The 24360-nt window shown below is 61.2% G+C and carries 18 protein-coding genes; 12 read left to right on the forward strand and 6 right to left on the reverse strand.

All coding sequences use genetic code 11. The features are described from left to right. Positions 1-154 precede the first annotated feature (154 nt). Both ACQZ6F_RS23750 and pdeM read left to right on the forward strand, forming a co-directional pair. Positions 155-2665, forward strand: a complete 2511-nt coding sequence (locus ACQZ6F_RS23750) for a ligase-associated DNA damage response DEXH box helicase (RefSeq protein WP_449094312.1) — start codon at positions 155-157, stop codon at positions 2663-2665. Between the two features lie 41 nt (positions 2666-2706). Further along, positions 2707-3444: a ligase-associated DNA damage response endonuclease PdeM gene (pdeM, locus tag ACQZ6F_RS23755; protein WP_449094313.1), complete on the forward strand. Its 738-nt coding sequence runs from the start codon at positions 2707-2709 to the stop codon at positions 3442-3444. A 53-nt stretch (positions 3445-3497) separates the two neighbouring features. Here pdeM and ACQZ6F_RS23760 read toward each other — a convergent pair whose 3' ends face one another. Further along, positions 3498-4058 carry a dihydrofolate reductase family protein gene (locus ACQZ6F_RS23760; RefSeq protein WP_449094314.1) on the reverse strand — a complete coding sequence of 187 codons (561 nt, stop codon included), beginning with the start codon at positions 4056-4058 and terminating at the stop codon, positions 3498-3500. Positions 4059-4170: 112 nt separating this feature from the next. Here ACQZ6F_RS23760 and ACQZ6F_RS23765 point away from each other — a divergent pair, with 112 nt between their 5' ends. Next, the gene (locus ACQZ6F_RS23765) at positions 4171-4674 is read left to right on the forward strand and encodes a winged helix-turn-helix transcriptional regulator (RefSeq protein WP_077468650.1); all 504 of its coding nucleotides are present in this window, start codon (positions 4171-4173) and stop codon (positions 4672-4674) included. On the opposite strand, the gene ACQZ6F_RS23770 is transcribed toward ACQZ6F_RS23765, so the two are convergent. The 3 genes from ACQZ6F_RS23770 to ACQZ6F_RS23780 all read right to left on the reverse strand — a co-directional run bounded on the left by ACQZ6F_RS23770 (position 4675) and on the right by ACQZ6F_RS23780 (position 10352). Further along, positions 4675-5484, reverse strand: a complete 810-nt coding sequence (locus ACQZ6F_RS23770) for a TIGR02186 family protein (protein ID WP_449094315.1) — start codon at positions 5482-5484, stop codon at positions 4675-4677. Continuing rightward, positions 5481-6404, reverse strand: a complete 924-nt coding sequence (locus tag ACQZ6F_RS23775; protein ID WP_449094316.1) for a sulfite exporter TauE/SafE family protein — start codon at positions 6402-6404, stop codon at positions 5481-5483. Before ACQZ6F_RS23775 ends, ACQZ6F_RS23770 begins: the two co-directional genes overlap by 4 nt. A gap of 270 nt (positions 6405-6674) precedes the next feature. Next, complete coding sequence (locus ACQZ6F_RS23780; protein WP_449094317.1) at positions 6675-10352, reverse strand: peptidoglycan-binding protein; 3678 nt, start codon at positions 10350-10352, stop codon at positions 6675-6677. A gap of 477 nt (positions 10353-10829) precedes the next feature. Between ACQZ6F_RS23780 and ACQZ6F_RS23785 the strand changes: the two genes are divergently transcribed. The 4 genes from ACQZ6F_RS23785 to ACQZ6F_RS23800 all read left to right on the forward strand — a co-directional run bounded on the left by ACQZ6F_RS23785 (position 10830) and on the right by ACQZ6F_RS23800 (position 16637). Beyond that, positions 10830-12626 carry an acyl-CoA dehydrogenase C-terminal domain-containing protein gene (locus ACQZ6F_RS23785; protein WP_449094318.1) on the forward strand — a complete coding sequence of 599 codons (1797 nt, stop codon included), beginning with the start codon at positions 10830-10832 and terminating at the stop codon, positions 12624-12626. Positions 12627-12661: 35 nt separating this feature from the next. Then, on the forward strand, positions 12662-13870 hold the full coding sequence (locus ACQZ6F_RS23790; RefSeq protein ID WP_077468654.1) for an acetyl-CoA C-acetyltransferase: 1209 nt from the start codon (positions 12662-12664) through the stop codon (positions 13868-13870). Positions 13871-13882: 12 nt separating this feature from the next. After that, the gene (locus ACQZ6F_RS23795; protein WP_449094319.1) at positions 13883-16093 is read left to right on the forward strand and encodes a 3-hydroxyacyl-CoA dehydrogenase NAD-binding domain-containing protein; all 2211 of its coding nucleotides are present in this window, start codon (positions 13883-13885) and stop codon (positions 16091-16093) included. A gap of 100 nt (positions 16094-16193) precedes the next feature. Beyond that, complete coding sequence (locus tag ACQZ6F_RS23800; protein ID WP_449094320.1) at positions 16194-16637, forward strand: YybH family protein; 444 nt, start codon at positions 16194-16196, stop codon at positions 16635-16637. A gap of 8 nt (positions 16638-16645) precedes the next feature. On the opposite strand, the gene ACQZ6F_RS23805 is transcribed toward ACQZ6F_RS23800, so the two are convergent. Next, complete coding sequence (locus ACQZ6F_RS23805; RefSeq protein ID WP_449094321.1) at positions 16646-17857, reverse strand: MFS transporter; 1212 nt, start codon at positions 17855-17857, stop codon at positions 16646-16648. A 137-nt stretch (positions 17858-17994) separates the two neighbouring features. On the opposite strand from ACQZ6F_RS23805, the gene ACQZ6F_RS23810 reads away from it, so the two are divergent. From ACQZ6F_RS23810 to galE, 4 genes are all read left to right on the forward strand, one after another. After that, a complete protein-coding gene (locus tag ACQZ6F_RS23810; RefSeq protein WP_449094322.1) occupies positions 17995-18561 on the forward strand; it encodes a TetR/AcrR family transcriptional regulator C-terminal ligand-binding domain-containing protein in 567 nt (188 codons plus the stop codon). A gap of 251 nt (positions 18562-18812) precedes the next feature. Beyond that, positions 18813-19238 (forward strand): large conductance mechanosensitive channel protein MscL, encoded by a 426-nt coding sequence (gene mscL / locus ACQZ6F_RS23815; RefSeq protein ID WP_068397306.1) that lies wholly within the window; start codon positions 18813-18815, stop codon positions 19236-19238. Between the two features lie 144 nt (positions 19239-19382). Continuing rightward, complete coding sequence (locus tag ACQZ6F_RS23820; RefSeq protein ID WP_449094323.1) at positions 19383-20549, forward strand: pyridoxal phosphate-dependent aminotransferase; 1167 nt, start codon at positions 19383-19385, stop codon at positions 20547-20549. A gap of 439 nt (positions 20550-20988) precedes the next feature. After that, the gene (gene galE / locus ACQZ6F_RS23825; RefSeq protein ID WP_077468660.1) at positions 20989-22023 is read left to right on the forward strand and encodes a UDP-glucose 4-epimerase GalE; all 1035 of its coding nucleotides are present in this window, start codon (positions 20989-20991) and stop codon (positions 22021-22023) included. 18 nt (positions 22024-22041) lie between these two features. Here galE and ACQZ6F_RS23830 read toward each other — a convergent pair whose 3' ends face one another. Continuing rightward, the gene (locus ACQZ6F_RS23830) at positions 22042-22968 is read right to left on the reverse strand and encodes a LysR family transcriptional regulator (protein WP_077468661.1); all 927 of its coding nucleotides are present in this window, start codon (positions 22966-22968) and stop codon (positions 22042-22044) included. Positions 22969-23139: 171 nt separating this feature from the next. On the opposite strand from ACQZ6F_RS23830, the gene ACQZ6F_RS23835 reads away from it, so the two are divergent. Then, positions 23140-24348 (forward strand): ABC transporter substrate-binding protein, encoded by a 1209-nt coding sequence (locus ACQZ6F_RS23835; RefSeq protein WP_077468662.1) that lies wholly within the window; start codon positions 23140-23142, stop codon positions 24346-24348. Positions 24349-24360 lie beyond the last annotated feature (12 nt).

Consider the following 24360-nt stretch of genomic DNA (forward strand, 5'->3'; position numbering starts at 1 on the left):
CAGGTGCCACAGGTTATCGATCTCCCCCCATGTGGGGGAGATGTCCCGAAAGGGACAGAGGGGGGTACAGACTCTCCGCAAACCTTGAAGCCAAAGATGCGAACTCAAATATCCGCAGCTTCTCATCCGTAGCATATCCATTACATTTAGCCCCATGGACCAGATCGACCCCGAGCACCGTCTCGCCTTGCCTGCACCCTTCCTCCGCTGGTTTGCGGAAAAGGGCTGGCAGCCGCGCGCGCATCAGCTCGAACTGCTTGCCCGCGCCGAGGCCGGTGAAAGCACGCTGCTGATTGCGCCGACGGGCGCGGGCAAGACGCTTGCCGGCTTCCTGCCGTCGCTCACCGATCTCACCCGGCGCGGCAAGATCCCGCCAGGCTCGGCCTTCACCGGCATCCATACGCTCTACATCTCGCCGCTAAAGGCGCTTGCCGTCGATATCGAGCGCAATCTCATGAAGCCGGTTTCGGAGATGGGGCTGTCTGTATCGGTCGAGAACCGCACCGGCGATACGCCGTCTGGCAAGCGGCAGCGGCAAAAGCTCAATCCGCCCGATATCCTGCTGACGACACCGGAACAGGTGGCACTGCTGCTGGCCAATCGCGAGGCCGAGCGCTTCTTCAAGGATCTGAAATACATCGTCTTCGACGAATTGCATTCGCTGGTCACCTCCAAGCGCGGACATATGCTGTCGCTCGGTCTTGCCCGTATCCGCAGGCTTGCGCCGCGCGTGCAGACCATCGGCCTTTCAGCGACCGTTGCCGACCCGATGGACCTGCAGAAATGGCTGGTGGCGCAAGAGCCGGGAGAGGAGCATCATGCCGGCCTCGTCATCGTCGAGGGCGGTGCCAAGCCGGACATATCGATCCTGTCGACCGAGCAGCGCATCCCCTGGTCCGGCCATTCCGCGAAATACGCGATCCCGGATATCTATCGCGAGCTGAAGGCGCATCGCACGACGCTGCTTTTCGTCAACACGCGCTCCCAGGCCGAAATGCTGTTTCAGGAGCTGTGGTCCGCCAATGACGACAATCTGCCGATTGCGCTGCATCATGGTTCGCTCGATGTCGGCCAGCGCCGAAAGGTGGAGGCGGCCATGGCCGATAACCGTCTCCGCGCCGTCGTCGCCACCTCGACGCTCGATCTCGGCATAGACTGGGGTGACGTCGATCTCGTCATCCATGTCGGGGCGCCAAAGGGGGCGAGCCGTCTCGCCCAGCGCATCGGCCGCGCCAATCACCGCATGGACGAGCCGTCGAAGGCGATCCTGGTGCCGGCCAATCGCTTCGAGGTGATGGAATGTCAGGCCGCTCTCGATGCCAACTATATCGGTGCGCAGGATACGCCGCCGATCGGGGCGGGCGCGCTAGATGTTCTCGCCCAGCATGTGCTCGGCATGGCCTGCGCCGAGCCGTTCGACATGCTCGAACTCTACGATGAGGTGCAGAGCGCCGCCCCCTATGCCGATCTCTCGTGGGAGACCTTCGAGCGCATCGTCGATTTTGTCGCGACCGGCGGCTATGCGCTCAGAACCTATGAACGCTATGCCCGCATCCGCAAGACGGTGGATGGACGCTGGCGCGTCTCCAATCCGCAGGTCGCCCAGCAGTATCGCCTGAACCTCGGCACGATCGTCGAAGAGGCGATGCTGAATATCCGCATGGTCAAGCGCAACGCGCTGGGCTCGCTCGGACGAGGCGGGGCGCCGCTCGGCAAGGTCGAGGAATATTTCGTCGAGCAGCTGGCGCCCGGCGACACCTTCCTCTTCTCCGGCAAGGTGCTGCGCTTCGAGGGCATCCGCGAGAGCGAGTGTTTGGCCTCGCAGGCCTTCTCGCTGGACCCGAAAATTCCTTCCTATGCCGGCGGCAAGTTTCCGCTTTCGACCTATCTCGCCGATCAGGTGCGGGCGATGATTGCCGACCCAGATCGGTGGCGTCGACTGCCGGATCAGGTGCGTGACTGGCTGGAAATTCAAAAAGAGAAGTCGCTGCTGCCGAAGCGCGACGAGTTCCTGATCGAGACCTTTCCGCGCGGCAGCCGCGCCTATCTGGTCGCCTATCCCTTCGAGGGGAGGCTGGCGCATCAGACCCTTGGCATGTTGCTCACCCGAAGGCTGGAGCGGGCAGGGGCCAAGCCGATGGGCTTCGTCGCCACCGATTATTCTCTCGGCATCTGGGGTCTGGAGGATATGGGGCTGATGATCGCCAACGGCCATCTCAGCCTCTCCGATCTGTTCGACGAGGACATGCTTGGCGACGATCTTGAGGCCTGGCTTGACGAATCCTTCCTGTTGAAGCGCACCTTCCGCAATTGCGCCGTGATTGCCGGCTTGATCGAGCGTCGGCATCCCGGCAAGGAAAAGACCGGCCGTCAGGTGACGGTCTCCGCCGATCTCATCTATGACGTGCTGCGCAGCCACGAGCCGGATCATATGCTGCTACAGGCAACGCGGCAGGATGCGGCGACCGGACTTTTGGATATTGGCCGGCTTGCGGATATGCTGAAGCGAATCAAGGGCCACATCACCCATCGCGCGCTGGATCATATTTCGCCGCTCGCCGTGCCGGTGATGCTGGAAATCGGCAAGGTGCCGGTGCCCGGCGAGGCGCATGATTCCCTGCTGGCCGAAGCGGCGGACGATCTGATCCGCGAGGCGATGGAATAGGCGGGCTGCGAAACGGACGAAGAAGGTAGATTGGTAAGGTGATGAACCGCCTGGCGCTAGCGCGAGATATGAACGGACAAGGCAACGGCGCGACGCTTGCGTCGGGCGTCGATACCGTCGTTCATGGTGTTGCTGCCGTCTGTGATCCGCTCGGCGCGCTCTATCTGCCTGAGGCCGGCATCCTCGTCGTTTCTGATCTGCATCTGGAAAAGGGTGCTGCCTTCGCCCGCCGCGGTATGCTGTTGCCGCCTTACGATACACTCGCGACACTGACCGTTCTCTCCGCCGTCATTTCTCGATACGATCCGAAACTCGTCGTCTCGCTCGGCGACAATTTCCACGATCGCGTCGGCTCGCAGCATCTGCCGGAAGAGTTTCGCGACCTGATCGTCACCATGGCGCGCGGCCGCGAATGGATCTGGATCAATGGCAATCATGATCCCGATGGTACGGTCGATCTGCCTGGCCATTCGGTCGACGAGATGCATTATGGCGGGCTGACATTCCGTCATGAGCCGAAGTCTGGTCTGCAGGCTGGCGAGATTGCCGGCCACCTGCATCCTTCCGCCACCGTCCGTCGTCGTGAAAAGTCGGTGCGCCGCCCGTGCTTTGCAACGGATGGCGCCCGCCTGCTCATGCCCGCTTTCGGCGTGATGACCGGCGGCCTTGATCTTCGCCACAAGGCCATGGCCGGTCTGTTCGAGCGGGAGAGCCTGATAGCCCATCTGCTCGGCCGTGACCGCATCTATTCGGTTCGGTTTGGCAATCTGTCGGCCTGAAGCAATTCCAGAAAAGCGCGTAGCGGTTTTTCGTCCGGAATTGCGCAGCTATCTCAGGCGGCTTTCACCGGCTCGTAGCGCAGGATCAGCCCGCCGGTCTTGAGCGCTTTGGATTCGAGCAACTTCAGCGGCACCTGTTCCGTTGCCGGCTTGAAATGCGGGTTGCCGCCACCCAGAATGACCGGAACGAGGCAAAGGCGGATTTCGTCCACCAGTCCGGCCTTGAGCAACACATCTGCAACCTCGGCACTGCCGAAGACGAAGATGGTCTTGCCGGGCTCATTCTTCAGTTTTTTCACTTCAGCGGCGATGTTGCTGACGACGCGGGTATTGTTCCAGTCCGCCTTGTCCAGCGTCCGCGAGGCCGCAATTTTGGCGATGCTGTTCATATAGGCGCCGATCTCAGGTGTTTCCGTGTCGGTCGGCCAATAGGATGCCATGCCTTCATAGGTCTTGCGGCCGAAAATCAGCAGATCGCCTTCATTGCCGAGTTCGGTCGCCAGGCACTCCAGCTCATCGCCCCAGGCGAGCATGTGAAAATCGATGTCCCAGGGATTGGCTCCCTCGAAATAGCCGTCAAGCGTCATGAGATTCCAGACCACAAGCTTCCTCATTACATTCCTCCATCGCGATAACTGTATCATAATCAAAACCGGTTGCTAAAAGCAATCAGTTGAAAATTAGATAGACTGATGGCAAAATGCAAGCAGTTTTTTGGAGACCCTTATGGACGCATTGCATCGCTCCGGCTGCCCGATCAATCTGACCCTGGAAATCCTCGGCGACCGCTGGAGCCTGATCGTCATCAGGGACATCATGTTCGGCAATCGCCGGCATTTTCGCGAGCTGTTGCAGGCATCGCAGGAGGGCATTGCGTCGAATATTCTCGCTGACCGATTGAAGCGGCTGGTCGAGCGCGGTCTTCTCACTCGCGAGGACGATCCCACCCACAAGCAGAAGGCGATCTATAGCCTCACGGAGATGGCGATCGACCTGGTGCCGCTCTTTGCCCATATGGGCGCCTGGGGCCGCAAGCATCTTCCGGTGTCGGAAGAACTGTCGATCCGCGCCGAGCTACTCGAAAACGGTGGCCCGAAGCTATGGGAAGAATTCATGGACGAGCTTCGCGCCAAACATCTCGGCAAGGTGCTGCCGGCGGACACGCCTTCGGTGCTCGGCCGATTGACGGAGGCCTATCTTGAAGTGGCCAATCGGAAGAAAAGCGGTTGATCAGTTTTTCCGGAACATGAAGCTGGCGCCCCATCCCGTCACCAGAGCCAGCAGCACCGAGAAGACGCCATAGGCGATCGGCCGCTGATGCGCCGCGTCGGTTATCATCTGCTCGATGCCCGTCTTGATGACCCGCAACGGCAGGGATTTTTCGTTCAGGAACTTGCCGCTCTTGAAGAGATAGGCGCGCACGGTGTGCACGCCGTTCGGCACGTCGGCCGGAAGCCTCAGGGTCGCCTTGAACAATGTGGAGCTGACGAAGCGAACGCCGGCCGGATCGCTCTCATAGAGGCCGCCGGCCGTTTGCAGCCGCCGAAAGGCCTGCCGGAATTCCGGCACATCGGCGACATTGCCGACAAAGCCTACAGGGGTGAGGGGAATATGGTCGACGCCGATGCCGCGGTCGCTGAGTTCCAGCGGGGCTGTAATATTATCCACTGCACGCGTACTCGACAGCGAATAGGCCTGCGGTACATGCTCGAAGGTCATTGAGCGCGTGTTGACCCAGATGCCGAAGACGCGCTCTTTCCTGCGCACCGTGGCATTCTCGCGTGGCCCCTCCAGCACGACGACGATGTCATATTGGCCGATTGCCAGAAGCAGCTGATCGGTATTGGAGAGCGCGCCGAAGATCGTCAGATCGGCGCCGGCAAAGTCCGAGGTGATGGCGATTTCGCTTGTGGAGGTGCCGATCTCCATCGTTTCGCGCGATGTGTTCGAGGTCGTCGGCTGGTCGAGCAGCACCTGTGCCTGGACGGTAAGTGGCGCAAGCAGCAAGGTCGTGGCGAGGAGCAGCGCGAAACCTCTCATCGGCTCACGCCTTCCAGCACGACCGAATAGACGTCTGCCGGCGTCACCACCAGCGCGATCGCAAGACGCAGCCCGACGGCGAGAACGAGGAGACCGAGCAGGGCGCGAAGCTGCTCGCCGCGCAGCCTTTGGCCGACGCGCACGCCGTATTGGGCACCGATGACGCCCGCAACCATCAGCAGGAAGGCCAGCACGATATCGACGGAATAGTTGGTTGCAGCCTGAACGATGGTGGTGAAGGCCGTCACGAAGATAACCTGGAACAGCGAGGTTCCAACGACCACGTTCGTCGGCACGCGCAGCAGATAGATCATCGCTGGCACGAGGATGAAGCCGCCGCCGATACCCATGGGGGTCAGCATGCCGACGAAGAAGCCGAGGCCGATGACGGGAATGGCGCTGAGATAGAGCTTGGATTTCTTGAAGCGGAGCTTCAGCGGCAGGCGCTGCACCCAGCTGTGATGGCGCGGCTTGCCCGTTGCCGGCGGCAGTTTTCCGGCGGCACGGCGCATGGCCCGCACGCTCTCCCACAGCATCAGGGTTCCCACGGTGCCAAGCAGGAGCACGTAGATCAATGAGATGATCAGGTCGATCTGGCCCAGGCGTCGCAGCAGCACGAACAGCCAAAGGCCGAATGTCGCGCCCGCCAGACCGCCGGCAAGTAGGATTGTGCCCAGCTTCAGATCAAGCGAGCCGCGGCGAAAATGGGTGAGCGCGCCTGAGACCGACGAGGCAACGACCTGATTGGAACCAGTTGCGACCGCAACGACAGGCGGGATGTTGTAGAAGATGAGGAGGGGCGTGATGAGAAAGCCACCGCCGACGCCAAACATGCCGGAGAGAAACCCTACGGCTGCGCCCATGCCGAGAATAATGAGAATATTCACCGACAGTTCTGCGATCGGCAGATAGATCGTCACACGTTGTTCCCGCTTACAGGCATTCCGGCGTGGTAACCGCAGCCTGGACCATTTTCCCCTTAAACGGCGGATTCTAATCTGAAATCATTGCCAGAGCCTTAGGAAAAGCTGTGTCGCCTCAGTTTTCGAATTGCCGAATTTACTCTAGCGCGACCTTTTCCGCATTTCTGTGACGGTGATTGGACGATCGGTGACGACAGTGGTGTCCCCGGAAACGAAAAATGCCGGCGTCATTGCGCCGGCATCTTCATATTCCCAATTTCGGCAGGGCTATTTGTTGCGAGCGAGAAGCTCCTTGACGACCTGATCGGTCACGCGGCCATCCGGTGGCAGGCCGACGGATTTCTGGAAGCTCTTCAGTGCCGCAACTGTCTTGTCGCCCATGGAGCCATCGGGCGCGCCGGCATCGAAGCCATTCTTGTTGAGGATCGCCTGGATATTGCGGATGGCCTTTTTCATGTCGATGGAAGCGGTGTTCACACCCTTGCCGGTGGTCCATTCGTCGGGAATGTCGGTGCCGTTGGCCTTGGGATCGGCCGGCTGTACCTTCCAGAGATCGACCTTGGCACGCGCGCTCTCAAGATCGGCCGGCTTCATGGCGTTGGCGACTTCGTCACGCTTCTGCGCCGCGTCCTTGTCGCCGCTCTTTGCGGCAATCGCGAACCACTTGTAGGATTCCTGCAGATCCGTCTTCACGCCATTGCCGCGTGCATAGAGGATCGCCAGATTGAACTGGCTGTCGGAGACGCCGAGGTTGGCGGCGCGGATGAACCAGTTTGCCGCCGAATCATAGTCCTGCTGGCCAACTGTGCCCGAGGCATAGAGGACGGCAAGGTTGTGCATGGCGCTGGCATTGCCCTGATTGGCGGCCTGATCGTAATATTCCTTGGCCTTGGCAAGATCGCGGTCGATGCCGTTGCCCTTCTCGTACATGCTGGCAAGCCGGTACTGCGCCGGTGCATAACCCTTGTCGGCCGAAAGCTGATACCAGTTTGCCGCCTGCTTGAGGTCTGCTGCGACACCGCGGCCATCCGTGTAGCGCGCGCCGATTTCGAAGAGGGCCACTGGGTCGCTGGATTTGGCGGCGGCCACGAGCGATGGCGGCTGAATGCCGTCGGGCACCTGGATATCCGCGGCTGCCGGAGCGGCGGCGGCCGGCGCCGTCTTGTCGGTGGGGACGAAGGCTGCCGTTTGCTGTGCAGAGGGCGCGCTGCCGGCCGGCGCCAGGGTTTCGCCTGCTGCCTGGCTGCCATCGAGAGGAGCTGCCGCCGTCAGATGGCCGCTTGTCGGGGCAACTGCCGGATTGGCCGGAGCTGCCGCGGGCTGGGCTTCGGGCGTTTCCGTCGCGGAGACAACCGGCGTCGCGGCCTGGTTCACGGCCGACGCCGGATTGTTGCTGGTCGGAGCCGGATTGATGGCGACGCTGTTGGTTGCTGCGCTGTCTGAGGGTGCAACCATCGTCGAGACTTCAGCGGGCGCAGGCGCCTTCTGGCCGCGTGTCAGCGTGTTGACAAGCGGGAAAGCCATGATCGCCAGCAAGGCCGCGCCAATGGCAAGCAGGATCGGACGGCGGAAGCGCGAGAACGCACCACCCTTCTTCGCGTCCTTCTTGGAGGAAGGTGCCGAACGCTGTGTCTGGTCGACCTCGACCGCCGCCGCCTGGGCGGCGCGGCGGGCGGCCGCGATATAGTCGGCGCGCTCGTTTTCGGTTGGTTGGCGTCCGCCACGCGTGGAGTTCTGGCTGGCGCGCACGCGCTCAAGGATCTTCTTGATGTCCGGTGCGCCGGAGCCTGGCTCCAGCAGTTCGTTGGCTTCTTCTCCCGGCATGACGTCGGCGGGGTCGATCGAAGGGGCCTGCTCGATGACTGGACGGTCCGGCGTGAAGATCGGCTCGGCTTTTTCCGGCGTGAAGAAACGCTTGCCGAGACCGGCAAGCAGCCCGGCCTTCGAACCGCTCTTCTTGGCGGCGGCCTTGATCTCGGCCTTCGTGTTGGCATCGATCGCTTCGGCAACGGCGGCTTCGGAGGAGGCGGCAGTTTCGGCAGGTGCAACCGTGCGGATGATCGGGCCGGCCTTCTGCGGCGCAGCCATCGGCGGCTTGATGGCGGGCGCGTCTTCTTCGGCGAAGACATCGCTTTCGAAGGCTGCTGCGGGCATGGCGGGCGCCGGCCTGCGGTGTTCCATGTGGTCGAGCCGATCGGCGATCTGCAGCAGCGTGCCGTGCAGCGCCTCGAAGGTGCGGTGCGTGCGCTCGTCGCTGGTGCGGCTGAGATCTTCGAGATGGCGGAGGTCTTCGGCAAGTGCGGTCAGCGCCGCCATGTCGCCGGCCTGCGCGCTGCCGCCGATCCCGCCTTCGCGCGAATAGGCCTCGACGACAGCTTCGGCCGCATGGCGTGCAGCCTCGATGATGTATTCGTCATTCGTCGCCATATAGTCTTCGATGGCGCCCATCCGGCGATCGAGATCGACAGGGATATGATCGACGGCGGCTCGTGGCTCGTTGACGAGCAAGGCGGACAGGTGGGCAATCTGGTCTTCGAGATTGCGCAACGCCTGCGTATCTGTTGCCGGTGCCGCAGTGCTGGCTTCCAGCCGCGCCGCGATATCGGAGAGGCGGCCTTCCAGCCGGCGGGCCATTGTGTCGTCCAAGCCTGCTGCCGCGACCGGCGGATGATAGTCAATCTCGTCGATACGGCGAGCAAGGTAATCCAGCCGGTCCGCCAGCACATTGCCGACGGATCCATGTTCCAGCGCATCGATCTTGTGGGAGATGTCGGCGAGATAGCTGACGAGTTCTGGCTGCGGTGTGACCTTCTGCGAGCGCTCCATCAGGTGCGAGAGCTCATCGATGCGTTCTTCGAGGCGGGCAACGGCCTTGGCGCCGCCCAGCTCATCGATGCGCATGGCAAGCGCTTCGAGACGGCCGGAAAGATCATCGGCCGGCTGGCGCTGCGCGGCATCACGGCTCATGAGATCGATCTGGTCGGCAAGGCCGCCGATGCGCCCTTCCAGCCGCTGCATCGCCTGGTCCTGCGGCTGCATCATGCTGCCAAGGCTTTCCATCGCCGTTGCGATCGTCAGCAGCTTGTTTTCGAGCGCATGCACGGCGGGGCTGTCGTTCATGCCGCCGAGGTGCTGCTTGATATCGTCGAGGCGGTAGGCGAGCGAGACGAGTTCATCCTGCAGGCCTGATGTATCGATCGCCTTTACCTGGCGCTCGACATGGTGGAGGGATTCCTCGCGGGCAAGGCCGTCCATCAACGAACGCAGCTCGTCAAACTCGGCCTTCAGGCCCGCCGTCTCCGGCTGCCCGGTGAGCTGGTTGATGCTGTCGGCAAGCCGCGCCATGTCTTCGCGCACGTCTGCTGCAAAATGCTTGTCGCCGGCATGTTCGCGGATATCGCGGATTTCGGCGCGCAGCGCGCCGACTTCGCGGGTCACGCTCTCGGCAATATCACGCTTGAGATCCTGGCGAAGACTGACAAGCGCCTGGGCGATGTCGATGGAGCTTTCAGCGGCAGGCCGCTGGGGCTGGCGCGGGTTATAGGGATCGAGGGGACGGCGGGCTGGTTGGGGTTCGGCCTGCGTGATTTCCTCACGGCGGGCATGCAGCCGCTCGCGGTTTGCTTCAAGTGCGCGCTGGCGCTGGCGGATTTCCGCAAGCGGATCGGGGCGGACATCGCTCTCCTGACGCTCGGCGCGCAGCGGACGCTCATAGGGTCGGCTGACGGGAATTTCGCGCTCGGTGCGTGGCGACATGCGTTCGGGCGGGGCGGCACGCCCCGGAACTGCGCCATAGCCGGCCGCGACGCGCTGGTGCGTCTCCCGCGAGGCGGCGGTGCCCATCAGACCCTCGATGCGGGCCTCCAGCCCTTCGATGGTGCGGCTCAAAGCATCCAGCGACGCCCAGTCGCCCGTGCCGGTAGGATTTGATCGCGATCCGCTCATGTCTTTGCTCGCTTCGAACTATGGACCACTCGGGCCACCGGACCGACAGGGCGAGGACATCGCGACATCTCCGCGCTGTCCGCATCCCGCCATCGGGAAAGGGATAAATGTATTGGCTTTCCTCAAACCGAGCCGCAAAACGGCGTCCCCCAAAGGATAAGATGAAGAAACGCGAAGCATTGCTGCTCAACACATACAATTTACGAAACGTGGTAAACAACTCGTTAAGTTTCGTCGAAGTCTTAACCTTTTATTCTGGTTCTGCTCTCGAATGGCCTGCTATTCTTATGTTCCGGCTGCATCGACGATCTCAGGAGCGGTATTTTGCCTTGCCTCCATCTTGGGAGCCAGCTCATCGCTTCACCAAAAATTCAGCGCTCGATACAGATTTGACGTTTACGCAAACGTCAATATTTTGTAAGAGTAATGCAATGGCCGGAATTTGAGGTCCGGCGGCGAATTGGAGGAATTCGAGAAATGCCAGTCTACAAGGCCCCGGTGAACGATACGCTGTTCGTCCTGAACGATGTGCTCGGGCTGGAGCGCTACAACAATCTTCCGGGCTATGCCGACGCCACGCCCGACATGATCGAGGCGATCGTCGGCGAGGCGGCCAAGATCTCGGAAGAGGTGCTCTTCCCGCTCAACTATTCCGGTGATCAGGAAGGCTGCGTGCGTCACGACGACGGCACCGTGTCGACGCCGAAGGGCTTCAAGGAGGCCTATGACGCCTATCGCGAAGGCGGCTGGCTGGGTCTGGCCGTGCCGGAGGAATTCGGCGGGCAAGGGCTTCCCTATGTCCTGCACTGTGCCGTCGGCGAATATACCTCCGCCGCCAACATGTCGCTGATGATGTATCCGGGCCTGACGCAGGGCGCGATCGCCGCCATCCTCGTCCATGGCTCCGACGCGCAGAAGCAGACCTATCTGCCGAAGATGGTCGAGGGCAGCTGGTCCGGCACTATGAACCTCACCGAGCCGCATTGCGGCACCGACCTCGGCCTCTTGCGCACCAAGGCGGTGCCCCAGGCCGACGGCAGCTACAAGATCTCCGGCCAGAAGATCTTCATTTCCGCCGGCGAGCACGACATGACGGACAATATCGTCCATCTCGTCCTTGCCCGCATCGAAGGTGCGCCCGAGGGCACCAAGGGCATCTCGCTCTTCATCGTGCCGAAGTTCCTCGTCAAGGAAGATGGCTCGCTCGGTGCGCGCAACCCGGTCTCCTGCGGTGCAATCGAGCACAAGATGGGCATCCACGGCAATGCGACCTGCGTGATGAATTATGACGAGGCAACGGGCTTCCTGATCGGCGCGGAGAACAAGGGCCTCAACGCCATGTTCGTCATGATGAACGAGGCTCGCCTCGGCGTCGGCCTGCAGGGTCTGTCGATCGCCGAAATCGCCTATCAGAATGCCGCCAACTATGCCCGCGAACGTATTCAGGGCCGGTCGCTCTCCGGCCCCAAGGCACCGGACAAGAAGGCCGATCCGATCATCGTCCATCCCGATATCCGCCGCTCGCTGATGACCATCCGCGCCTTCAATGAAGCCGGCCGCGCCTTCCTGCTGTGGACGGCGCTGAAATCCGATATCGCGCATCGCTCCCCGGACGAGAAGGACCGTCAGGCAGCCGACGATATCCTCGGCCTCGCGACGCCTATCCTCAAGGGCGTCATGACCGACAAGGGCTTCGAGCACGCCGTCATGGCGCAGCAGGTCTTCGGCGGTCACGGCTATATCGAAGAGCATGGCATGAGCCAGTATGTTCGCGATGCCCGCATCGCCATGATCTATGAGGGCGCCAACGGCATTCAGGCGCTCGATCTCGTCGGCCGCAAGCTGGCGCTGAACGGTGGCCGCGCCGTCATGGCTCTCTTCAAGGAAATCGGCGATTTCTGCGAGGAGAACCGCAACGACGAGCAGATGGGTTTCTTCACCAAACACCTGAAGAAGGGCTTGAACGACGTGCAGGCCTCAACCATGTGGTTCATGCAGAATGCCATGGCCAAGCCCGATAATGCCGGCGCCGGCTCGACCGACTACATGCACCTCTTCGGCCTCGTCGTCCTCGGCTATATGTGGGCGAAGATGGCAAAGACGGCGCAGGATGGCCTTGCACGCGGCGACACTGCGCGCGAGGATTATCTGAAGAACAAGCTTGTCACGGCGCGGTTCTACATGGAGCGCATCATGCCGGAAACGGCACTGCGCAAGGCCCGCATCGAAACCGGCGCCGACACCATGATGGAACTGGCTGCGGAAGCCTTTTGATCAAGGCGGCGTTAGCCGCCGCAGGGAGATGAGACATGACCGAGGTTTTCATTTACGACCATGTGCGCACGCCGCGCGGGCGAGGCAAGAAGGATGGGTCGCTGCACGAAGTGCCCTCCGTTCGCCTCGCCGCCAAGACGCTGGAGGCGCTCCGCGACCGCAACGGCCTCGACACCGAAACCGTTGACGACATCATCATGGGCTGCGTCGATCCGGTCATGGAAGCCGGCGCCGTCATCCCGAGGGGTGCCGCCTTCGAAGCCGGCTATTCCACCAAGGCGCCCGGCATGCAGATCTCCCGTTTCTGCGCCTCCGGCCTCGATGCCGTGAATTTCGGCGCGGCCAAGATCGCGCAGGGTGCTGACGATATCGTCATCGCCGGCGGCGTCGAAAGCATGTCGCGCGTAGGCTTGGGCATGTCGGGCGGTGCCTGGTTCATGGACCCCTCGGTCAACTTCCCGGCCTATTTCATGCCGCAGGGTGTCTCGGCCGATCTCATCGCCACCAAATACGGCTTCTCGCGCGATGACGTCGATGCCTATGCCGTCGAAAGCCAGAAGCGCGCTGCCAATGCCTGGGAAAAGGGTTACTTCAAGAATTCCGTCATTCCGGTGAAGGACATCAACGGCCTGACAATTCTCGACCGCGACGAGCACATGCGCCCCGGCACCGACATGCAGGCGCTGGCTTCGCTCAATCCGTCCTTCCAGCTGCCGGGCGAAATGGGCGGCTTCGAAGCGGTCGGCATCCAGGCGCATCCGGAAGTCGAACGCATCAACTACGTCCATCACGCTGGCAATTCCTCCGGCATCGTCGATGGCGCGGCCGCCGTGCTGCTCGGCTCCAAGGCGGGTGGCGAGAGCATGGGCCTGAAGCCGCGTGGCCGCATCAAGGCCTTCGCCAATATCGGCTCCGACCCGGCGCTGATGCTGACCGGTCCGGTCGACGTCACCGAGAAGCTGTTGAAGCGCAGCGGCTTGACGCTTGCCGACATCGATCTGTTCGAGCTCAACGAAGCCTTCGCCGCCGTCGTGCTGCGCTACATGCAGGCCTTCGACATCGAGCACGACAAGATCAACGTCAATGGTGGCGCCATTGCCATGGGCCATCCGCTTGGCGCCACCGGCGCGATGATCCTCGGCACCGTGCTGGACGAGCTGGAGCGCCGCGACCTCAATACCGCGCTGGTCACGCTTTGCATCGGCGCCGGCATGGGCACGGCCACGATCATCGAACGCGTCTGAGGAGGGAAAGCAATGGCTTACACGAATTTCACCGTTGAGACCGACGCAGACGGCATCGCGCTCGTCACCTGGGACATGCCTGGCAAGTCCATGAACGTCTTCACCGCCGAGGTGATGGACGAGCTGAACGCGATCATCGACGCGACCGTCGCCGATGCAGCCGTCAAGGGTGTGGTCTTCACCTCGGGCAAGTCCTCCTTCTCCGGCGGCGCCGATCTGTCGATGATCAAGTCGATGTTCTCACTCTATCAGGATGAGAAGGCGAAAGATCCGGCTGCTGCTGCGCAGAAGCTTTTCAATCTCGTCGGGCGTATGACGGGCCTCTTCCGCAAGCTCGAAACCTGCGGCAAGCCGTGGGTCTCTGCGATCAACGGCACCTGTATGGGTGGCGCTTTCGAGCTGTCGCTCGCCTGCCACGGCCGTGTCGCATCGAGCGCCAAGAGCGTCAAGATCGCGCTGCCGGAGGTCAAGGTCGGCCTTTTCCCGGGTGCCGGCGGCACGCAGCGCGTCTCGCGCCTGACGGATGCTCAGTCCGCCCTCCAGATGATGACAACGGGCCAGTCGCTGACGGCGGCACGCGCCAAGGCGATGAACCTCGTGCACCAGGTGGTCGAGCCGGACCAGCTGGTCCCGGCTGCCAAGCAGATGATCAAGGACGGTCTGAAGCCGGTAGCACCTTGGGATGAAAAGGGTTTCAAGGCGCCGGGCGGCGGCATCTGGACGCCTGCTGCAGCCCAGCTCTGGCCAGCGGCCCCCGCCATCCTGCGCCGCGAGACATCGGGCAATTATCCCGCCGCACTCGCCATCCTCAAATGCGTCTATGAAGGTCTGCAGGTTCCCTTCGACACCGGGTTGAAGATCGAGCAGCGCTATTTCACCCATGTGCTGCAGACTACCGAAGCCTATTCGATGATCCGCTCGCTGTTCATCTCCATGCAGGAGCTCGGCAAGGGCGCTCGCCGTCCGGCAGGCCAGCCGAAGACCGAGCTGAAGAAGGTCGGTGTCGTCGGCGCCGGTTTCATGGGTGCTTCCATCGCTTATGTCACCGCAGCCGCCGGCATCCCGGTCACGCTGATCGATCGCGATATCGAAGCCGCGACCAAGGGTAAGGGCGTCGGCGAAGGTCTGGTCAAGGATTCGATCGGTAAGGGAAGGCTAACGCAAGATGAGGGTGCCGCTTTGCTTTCGCGCATCACGCCTTCGGCCGATTATTCCGATCTGAAAGATGTCGATCTCGTCATTGAAGCCGTGTTCGAGGATCGCGAGGTCAAGAAGGCTGTGATCGAGGCTGTCGAAGCCGTATTGCCGCCAACGGCCATCTTCGCTTCCAACACCTCGACGCTGCCGATCACCGGTCTTGCGAAGAATTCCAAGCGCCCGGCGGATTTCATCGGCGTCCATTTCTTCTCGCCGGTCGAGAAGATGATGCTGACCGAAGTCATCCTCGGCAAGGAAACGGGCGACCGCGCCATTGCCGTCGCGCTGGACTACGTCGCCGCCATCAAGAAGACGCCGATCGTCGTCAACGACACGCGCGGCTTCTTCGTCAATCGTTGCGTCTTCCGCTATATCCACGAAGCCTATGACATGCTGATCGAAGGCGTGCCCGCAGCGATGATCGAGAATGCCGCCAAGATGGCCGGCATGCCTGTCGGCCCGCTGGCGCTCAACGACGAAGTTGCCATCGACCTCTCCTACAAGATCCTGAAGGCGACTGTCGCCGATCTCGGCGAGAAGGCTGTCGACCCGCGTCATATGCAGCTTGTCAGCGGTCTCGTGGAAGGCGAGGGCCGTCTGGGCCGAAAGAATTCCAAGGGCTTTTACGACTACCCGCCGAAGCCGGCCAAGAAATCGCTCTGGCCGGGCCTTAGGGAACTCTACCCGCAGAAGAAGGCCGATGACATCGATGTCAACGTGCTGAAGCAGCGCTTCCTCGCCACCATCGCGCTCGAGGCGGCCCGCACCATCGAAGAGGGTATTGTCACCGATCCGCGCGAAGCCGATGTCGGCTCCATCCTTGGCTTCGGCTTTGCCCCCTACACCGGCGGCGCGCTATCCTACATCGACGGCATGGGCGCCAAGACCTTCGTCGATCTCTGCGACAAGTTGGCGGCTGCCTATGGCCCGCATTTCAAGCCGACGGCGTTGTTGAAGGACATGGCCGCAAAGGGCGAAACCTTCTACGGCCGCTTCGATCCCTATCGCGTCGAAAAGGCCGCTTGAGGCAGTACTCCATCGCTGACAGCAAATATTGGGCCGCTCCTGTCGGGGGCGGCCCTTTCCGTTCGTCCTCTGGTCAGTCCATCAAACCAAGGAGAATGACATGACGGAGATCATCGGCAATCACGACGAGGCCGAGGCCATCGGCATGGTGCTGGCAAGCTGGGCGGCCGCCCTCGGCAGCAAGGATGCGGCAGGCGTTGTCGAACATCTGAGCGACGATATCGTCAGCTTCACCCTGGCGGCACCCCTAGCGCACAAGGGCAAGGGTGCCGGTGGTTTAGAAAGCTGGTTTTCGACCTGGGACGGGCCGATCGGCGGCGATGCCGTTGATGTCAGGCTGACGGTCGGTGGCACCGTCGCCTTCTGGACCGGCCTTGTGCATATGACTGGCAGGAAAACCGACGGTTTCCAAGTCGACCTCTGGTTCCGCCAGACGCTTGGCCTCAGAAAAGAGGTCGGTACGTGGAAGATCGTTCACGAGCATACGTCGGTGCCGTTTGCGATGGATGGCAGCGGCCTCGCCGAATTGGGATTGAAACCGTAAGCATATTTTTACGCAACACTTAAAGGCTTCTCCCGGCTGGCGCGTAATGCCAGCACGCCCCAGCCGACGAGCAGAAGGATTGCTGCCGCATAGATATCGGCAGCCTCGGCATATCCGAGTGCCTTCGACAGAAAGCCTGCGAGGATGGCGGGCACGCTGAAGGCGAGATAGCTCTGGATGTAGAAGGCCGAAAGCAGCCCGGCGCGTTCGTCGGGCTTCGCCAGCGGCATGATGCTTCTGACCGTGCCGAGGAAGGCCGCCCCGAAGCCCGCCCCGGCAATCAGGGTTCCGAGGGCGAGAATCGAGACCTGAGCCGCATGCATGCCGGCGACGACGGTCAGTATGCCGAACGTCATGCTCGGAATGCCGAACCTCATGATCGTAGCGGCGGATTTCTTGCGCAGCAGAAACACGGCTGCCGCACCGCTGATCGTCAAGGCCGCGACAACGGAGCCGCCGACCAGTGGCGCCGTACTGCCGGTCGTTGCACGGACCACTGAGGGCACCAGCGACAGATAGAAGCCGGCCAACGCCCAGACGGCGACATTGATCGGCGTCAGCGCCAGCAGTGTCCGGCGCACTTGTTGGGGAACCGCGACTTGCGGCTTCAGCGACCCTAGCAAACCGGCCCGCCGGACCGTGGTCTCCGGCATCAGCCAGAGCAGAACGGCTTGCAACGCGAGCAGAACAAGTGTGACGATGTAGACGAGCACGGTCGGCGCCGGCGCAAATTGGATCAGCAGGCTCGTGCCGAGCGCGCCGATCGCCATGCCGGCAAGCGGTACAAGACTGTTGGTGATCGATCCCCTGATCGGATCGAGATCGACAAGGGCGGCGCCGACAGAGCTTACCGCCGTACCCGTTGCAAAGCCCTGTACGATGCGGGCGGCAATCAGCCAATCCGGACCCTTGGCCATTAAAAACAGCGCCGTCGCCACCATATTGAGGAGGATTGACGCGAAGATCACCGGGCGACGGCCGAGATGATCGGACAGCGAACCGACGATAAGCAGCGCGGCGAGAAGGGAGAAGGCATAAACGGCGAAGATGATCGTGAGCAGCACCGGCGAGAAGTCAAAGGCCCGCTGATAGAGGGGATAGAGTGGCGTCGGCGCGGATGAGGCGGCCAGAAACAGTGCGCTGGTCGCAGCATAGTAGGACGGCGCCAGGCGTCTGGCCGATGAAATCGGCGTGCCGGCGGTGGAATCGAACTCGCTCATCGATTATATCCTGCCTAAAGCTAAAAGATTGCGTTAGGTGGATATAGGTCGCTTGACGCATAAAAGCAAATAATTTGCGTTAGTGAATAACCGACGGTCATTCGCTATCAGCAAAAGGGAAAGATTGGCAAAGACGTATGGGCTACAGAGAAAATCCCCGCCCCGGCGGGCGCAGTGCCAGAGTGCAGGCCGCCGTGCATCAATCCGTCCGCAACATGCTTGCAACGATGGATCGCGCCGATGTGACGATCCCATTGATCGCGCAGCGCGCCAATGTCACGCCGTCGACGATCTATCGCCGCTGGGGCGATCTTCAGGAGCTCCTGGCCGACGTCGCCGCCGCGCGCCTGCAGCAGGAAGGCGAGCCCGCCACGATCGGCAGCGCTCGCCAAGATCTGGAGGCCTGGGTCGAGCAATACGCCGATGAGATGGCCTCTGGCGTCGGGCGGCAGATGCTGCGCGACATTCTTGCGGCAGCCGACAGTGCAAATGCGGAGAAATGCGGCACCTATACGCGCTATCAGCTTGGCGTTTTCATCGCGCGGGCGGAGAAATGCGGCGAGCCCTTTCCGACCTTGGAGGAGCTGATGGATCACGTTATCTCGCCGATCATCTATCGTATTCTTTTCGACTGCCTGCCTGACACGGGCTACGTTCCGGGACTGATCGCAAAGGTGATGCCGAAGGGCCTGCCAGAGGCTTGAAACATGGTCGCTGACACCGGGCGACTCACCTGAGAACCGTCCAGGCCTGTGCCGAGCGCCCTTGGTAGCGTTGCCCGCGACTGACGAAGGAGCAGCTCCGTCTCTGCACTTTTAAGGTGCCAAAAAGGCAATTGCCGTGGGATATGCGTGCCGGAACGGGGCATTGAGCCAATTTACTATTGAAAAATAAGGAAAAAGATGGTGCAAATCACCAATAGTGAATTCAACGGCAACGCGAAGGGGACTGCTCCATGCTTAATGAATTCAAGGCATTTATCGCTAAAGGCAACGTCATGGATCTCGCGGTCGGCGTGATCATCGGCGGCGCTTTCGGTGGCATCGTGAAATCGTTGGTTGATGATATCATCATGCCGATCGTCGGTGCTATTTTCGGCGGCTTCGATTTCTCGAACTACTTCATCGGTCTCGCCTCGGGGGTCAACGCGCCGACGCTTGCTGCGGCCCGCGCCCAGGGTGCGGTTCTCGCCTACGGTAGCTTCATCACAGTCCTGATTAATTTCCTCATTCTCGCCTGGATCATCTTCCTGATGGTCAAGGGTGTGAATGCGCTCCGCGCCCAAGTCGAACGCAAGGACGACAAGATCGCCGAAGCAGCACCGCCGCCGGCCGACGTGCAGCTGCTGACGGAAATCCGCGATCTTCTCGCGAAACGCTGACACGCTTCATTCAATCTATTAGAAGCCTCGATCCCCCAAGGATCGGGGCTTTATGCATCACGAAAATCGATCATTCGCTAAGGCAAAGTCATGGGATTTGTCCGCCGCTCTGCTTTATGAAAGCAGAAACCGGAGACTTTTTGCATGCCAATACTGAACAGCCTCAGCCCGCGTGCGCTTGCAGCGCCCGAAAGCGGGATCGTCGAAGTGGTGAATTACGCCCGCGGCCGCGAAGGCCTTTTGCCGCTCTGGGTCGGCGAGGGCGATCTGCCGACGCCTGATTTCATCAATCGCGCCGCCACGGCCTCGCTCAATGCCGGCGAAACCTTCTACACCTGGCAGCGCGGCATTCCGGAATTGCGCCAGGCGCTTGCCGATTACTATGGCCGGCATTTCGGCACGTCCCTGCCGATGGAGAATTTCTATGTTGTCGGCTCCGGCATGCAGGCGATCCAGCTGTCCGTGCAGGCGATCACCTCTCCCGGCGATGAAATGGTCTACCTCTCTCCAGCGTGGCCGAATATCGCCGCCGCACTGGAGATAGCGGGCGCCCGTTCGGTCGCCGTGCCGCTGCAATTCGAGCATGGCAAGTGGTCGCTCGATTTCGAGCGGCTGGAAGCGGCGATTACGCCGAAGACCAAGGGTCTGTTCATCAACACACCATCGAACCCGACCGGCTGGACGGCAACCCGCCAGGACCTGGCTGATATTCTGGTGCTGGCACGCAAGCATGATCTCTGGATCATGGCCGACGAGATCTATGCTCTGTACTATTATGCCGGCGGCCGGGCGCCGAGCTTCCTCGATGTCAAGGAAGCCGACGACAAGATCCTGTTCGTCAATTCCTTCTCGAAGAATTGGTCGATGACCGGTTGGCGCGTCGGCTGGATTGTTGCCCCTGCCGAACTTGGGCAGGTGATCGAAAATCTCGTGCAGTATTCCACCTCAGGCGTGGCGCAATTCATGCAGCGGGGCGCGGTCGCGGCGTTGAACGAGGGCGATGATTTCGTCCGTTCCAATATCGCCAAGGCCACCCGCTCGCGTGACATTCTCTGCGACGCTTTGATCGCCACCAATCGCGTGCAGACGCTGAAGCCGGATGGGGCGCTCTATTCGTTCCTGAAGATCGACGGCGTCACCGACAGCCGCAGGGCCGCGATCGACATCGTCGACAAGACGGGCGTTGGCCTCGCGCCCGGAACGGCATTTGGGGAAGGCGGCGAGCTGTTCATGCGCGCCTGCTTCCTGCGCGACCCGGCCAAGATGGCGGATGCGGCCGAGCGGTTGAGCCGGTATATCTTGAGTTTGTAGAAGCGGTCGCTCTTCTCGACGTAAGCGCATAGGCTCGGGTCAAAAGGCATCCTATGTTTGCCGAACCTCTGTCACCCTCCTCTGTCCCTTTCGGGACATCTCCCCCACAAGGAGGAGATTGGAAACTCGCGGCAGCCTCTTCCAACAAACCAATATCGCATCTGCTGAAGCCGAGGCTCGTTGTTCGTGTAGGAGGGCGGCAAACTCCCAACAATCTCCCCCCATGTGGGGGAGATGTCACGACAGTGACAGAGGGGGGCGCACTCTCCAAACTCGTTGCAAAAGCCATCGCGCACCCGACCCATAAAATACAATCGATCCGCGAAAGACTATCCTAACCATTCCACCAATCTTCACCCGCCCGCCTTTCCGTTTTAACCAAATTGGCAAGTAGCGCGGCCTCATATATCGCCGATAGGACTTGGCGGGGACGCGAAGAATGACGGTGTTGGTGACGGGTGGAGCCGGTTATATCGGCAGTCACATGGTCTGGAAATTGCTGGATGCGGGCGAGGAGGTGGTGGTCATCGACCGTCTGTCCACCGGCTTCCGCTGGGCGGTTCCGCCGGCTGCCCGCTTCTATCTCGGCGATGTCGCCGATGAAGCGCTGCTGCAGACGATCTTTGCCGAAAATGACATCGACGCCATCATCCATTTCGCCGGTTCCGCCGTCGTTCCGACCTCGCTTGAGGATCCTCTCGCCTATTATGAAAACAATACCGGCAAGACCCGCATTCTGATGAGCGCCGCCGTCAGGGCAGGTATCCGTCATTTCGTCTTTTCCTCGACGGCTGCCGTCTATGGCCGGCAACCGGCGGACAGGCCGGTCGGTGAGGACGCGCCGCTGTGCCCGGAATCTCCCTATGGCCAATCCAAGCTGATGTCTGAGCTGATGCTACGCGATGCGGCGGCGGCCTATGATTTCGGTTATGTGGCGCTGCGCTATTTCAATGTTGCCGGCGCCGATCCGGAAGGGCGTGCCGGCCAGTCGAGCGAGGGCGCCACCCATCTCGTCAAGGTTGCCTGCGAGGCAGCACTTGGCCGCCGTCGGCAGGTGGATATCTACGGCACCGATTACCCGACGCATGATGGCACGGGTGTGCGAGACTATATTCACGTCAGCGATCTCGCCGAGGCGCATCTGCTGGCTTTGCGGCATCTGCGCAGCGGCGGCAGGTCGTTGGTTGCCAATTGCGGCTATGGCTCGGGCTATTCCGTGCTCGATGTTCTGAACATGGTGATGCGCGTGCATGGTCGCGCCTTCCGCATCCACATCGCCCCGCGCCGGCCCGGCGATACAGCGAGTGTTATTGCCGATGCAACGCTTGCCCATCGCGAGCTGGGTTGGACACCAAAACACAATAATCTCGAAACGATCGTCCGCTCGTCGCTGGATTGGGAACTTCGTCTTGCCCAGCGCTCGGGCTTTGATGCCGGAGGACTGAAAAAGGTCTTCGCCGCCCCGAGCATCTGACCGGCAAGGGCGGCACTGTCAGTTATCCGTAGCCCTCCAGGGCCCGAGAAAGGCCGGCGCGTTTTTGCGCACAGCTTCCGCCACGAAATCGATGACGGTGCGCACCCGCGGCGACTGGCGCAGGTCGCGGTGGCATGTAATCCAGTAATGGCGTCTCAGATCCACCTCCTGCGGCAGCACGACTTGCAGATCCGGATGCTTGCCGGCGATGAAAAATGGCAGCACGCATAGTCCCAGCCCGTTCTTCGTCGCCGTCAACTGCGCGAAGATGCTCGAGCTCTGGAAGTGCGGCTTGATGCGTGGATGGACATCGCCGAGATAGTCCAGTCCCGGCGCGAAGATCATATCCTCGATATAGCTGATGAAGGCAAAATCGGGCAGTTCGTCACGGCTTTCGATGGCTGGATGCCGAGCCAGGTAATCTCGCGAACCATAGACCTGCAGATGATAGTCGGTCAGCTTCTCGGTGAAATAGGGGCCGGCCTTCGGCGGGTCCAGCACGACGACGATGTCGGCCTCCTTGCGTGAAAGCGACATGATCTGCTGGATGGTGATCAGTTCCAGCGAAATATTGGGATGTCTGGCGGTAAATTCCGGCAATACGCCGGTGAAGAAGAAGTTGGAAAAGCCCTCCGGCGCGCTGATGCGCACGACACCGCGCTGTGCCGCTGATCCGGTTGAAAGATCCGCCCTAAGACGTTCGGTTTCAAGCTCCATGCGCTCGGCCGTCTCGATGAAGCGCTGACCCATGCCCGTCAGCATGTAGCCGCGGGGATTGCGCTCGAAGAGCTTGACCTTCAAGGCGAATTCCAGCCGGTCGATGCGGCGCGAAACGGTGGCATGGCTGGTGCGCAACTGTCGGGCCGCCGTAGAAAGCTGCCCCGTGCGCGCCACCGCGAGGAAGAACTGCAGATCGTCCCAGGTAAAATGCGGCGTGACCTTCATATCTCCCCCTCTGTTCAAAAATGAACAGACCTTGTTTGCAATTAGTTGCAATCGCGACTTGCGTCAACGCGTGATTTCCTTGATCCTACGGGCACGGGAAAGTCGTTTTGAGGAAGTCGACTGGCCAATTTTGAACAGATCTGTTTTGCCAAATCTCTGGGAGGAGAGGATATGCGAAAGAGTCTTATTGCATCCCTGGCGTTTCTGCTTGCAACCAGCACCGCGGCCTTAGCCGCCGGCGCGTCCGATGGTGTCGTGAAGATCGGCATCCTGAACGACCAGTCCGGCGTCTATGCCGACTTTGGCGGCAAGTCGTCGGTGGAGGCTGCCAAGATGGCCGCCGAGGATTTTGGCGGCAAGGTTCTGGGCGTGCCGATCGAGATCGTCGACGCCGACCATCAGAACAAGCCGGATATTGCCTCCAACATCGCCCGCCAGTGGTACGACCAGGACAAGGTCGATGCGATCATGGAACTGACGACGTCTTCGGTGGCGCTGGCCGTGCAGGCCGTTGCCAAGGAGAAGAAGAAGATCGATATCGTCACCGGTGCGGCGACATCGGATCTGACCGGCAAGCAGTGCTCGCCCTATGGCTTCCATTGGGCCTATGACACGCATGCCTTGGCCGTCGGCACCGGTGGTGCATTGGTCAAGCAGGGTGGCGACACCTGGTTCTTCCTGACGGCAGATTACGCCTTCGGCTATTCGCTGGAGCAGCAGACCGGGGATTACGTCAAGGCAAGCGGCGGCAAGATCCTTGGCTCCGTTCGCCATCCGCTGTCGACGAACGATTTCTCGTCCTTCCTGCTGCAAGCGCAGTCCTCAGGCGCCAAGGTTATCGGCCTTGCCAATGCCGGCCTCGATACATCAAACGCCATCAAGCAGGCCTCCGAATTCGGCATCACCCAAGGTGGCCAGCATCTGGCAGCGCTTCTCTTCACGCTGGCGGAAGTCCACGGTCTTGGCCTGCAGGCGGCGCAGGGTCTGACGCTGACGGAAGGCTATTACTGGAACCTCGACGACAAGAGCCGCGAATTTGGCAAACGCTTCTTCGCCCGCACCGGCAAGATGCCGAACATGGTCCATGCCGGCACCTATTCCGCCGTTATGCAATATCTGAAGGCCGTGCAGAAGGCCGGCACGGACGATACCGAGGCCGTCGCCAAGGAACTGCATGAAATGCCCGTCGACGATTTCTTCGGTCGCGGCGGCACGGTCGGCGCCAACGGCCGCATGATCCACGACATGTATCTGCTCCAGGTCAAGAAGCCGGAAGAGAGCAAGGAGCCGTGGGATTACTTCAACGTGCTGGCGACCATTCCTGGCAAGGAAGCCTATATCGATCCGGCCAAGAGCGGTTGCGATCTCGTCAAGCAATAAGGTTGCAGCCGG

The sequence above is a fragment of the Rhizobium sp. A22-96 genome (genome assembly GCF_053521805.1).

Coding starts and splice junctions, on each gene's coding strand:
- ACQZ6F_RS23795 (WP_449094319.1), top strand. CDS start 13,883: ATGGCTTACACGAATTTCACCGTTGAGACCGACGCAGACGGCATCGCG.
- ACQZ6F_RS23770 (WP_449094315.1), bottom strand. CDS start 5,484: ATGAGAGGTTTCGCGCTGCTCCTCGCCACGACCTTGCTGCTTGCGCCA.
- ACQZ6F_RS23750 (WP_449094312.1), top strand. CDS start 155: ATGGACCAGATCGACCCCGAGCACCGTCTCGCCTTGCCTGCACCCTTC.
- ACQZ6F_RS23760 (WP_449094314.1), bottom strand. CDS start 4,058: ATGAGGAAGCTTGTGGTCTGGAATCTCATGACGCTTGACGGCTATTTC.
- ACQZ6F_RS23805 (WP_449094321.1), bottom strand. CDS start 17,857: ATGAGCGAGTTCGATTCCACCGCCGGCACGCCGATTTCATCGGCCAGA.
- galE (WP_077468660.1), top strand. CDS start 20,989: ATGACGGTGTTGGTGACGGGTGGAGCCGGTTATATCGGCAGTCACATG.
- mscL (WP_068397306.1), top strand. CDS start 18,813: ATGCTTAATGAATTCAAGGCATTTATCGCTAAAGGCAACGTCATGGAT.
- pdeM (WP_449094313.1), top strand. CDS start 2,707: ATGAACCGCCTGGCGCTAGCGCGAGATATGAACGGACAAGGCAACGGC.
- ACQZ6F_RS23780 (WP_449094317.1), bottom strand. CDS start 10,352: ATGAGCGGATCGCGATCAAATCCTACCGGCACGGGCGACTGGGCGTCG.
- ACQZ6F_RS23835 (WP_077468662.1), top strand. CDS start 23,140: ATGCGAAAGAGTCTTATTGCATCCCTGGCGTTTCTGCTTGCAACCAGC.
- ACQZ6F_RS23785 (WP_449094318.1), top strand. CDS start 10,830: ATGCCAGTCTACAAGGCCCCGGTGAACGATACGCTGTTCGTCCTGAAC.
- ACQZ6F_RS23790 (WP_077468654.1), top strand. CDS start 12,662: ATGACCGAGGTTTTCATTTACGACCATGTGCGCACGCCGCGCGGGCGA.
- ACQZ6F_RS23765 (WP_077468650.1), top strand. CDS start 4,171: ATGGACGCATTGCATCGCTCCGGCTGCCCGATCAATCTGACCCTGGAA.
- ACQZ6F_RS23820 (WP_449094323.1), top strand. CDS start 19,383: ATGCCAATACTGAACAGCCTCAGCCCGCGTGCGCTTGCAGCGCCCGAA.
- ACQZ6F_RS23830 (WP_077468661.1), bottom strand. CDS start 22,968: ATGAAGGTCACGCCGCATTTTACCTGGGACGATCTGCAGTTCTTCCTC.
- ACQZ6F_RS23800 (WP_449094320.1), top strand. CDS start 16,194: ATGACGGAGATCATCGGCAATCACGACGAGGCCGAGGCCATCGGCATG.
- ACQZ6F_RS23810 (WP_449094322.1), top strand. CDS start 17,995: ATGGGCTACAGAGAAAATCCCCGCCCCGGCGGGCGCAGTGCCAGAGTG.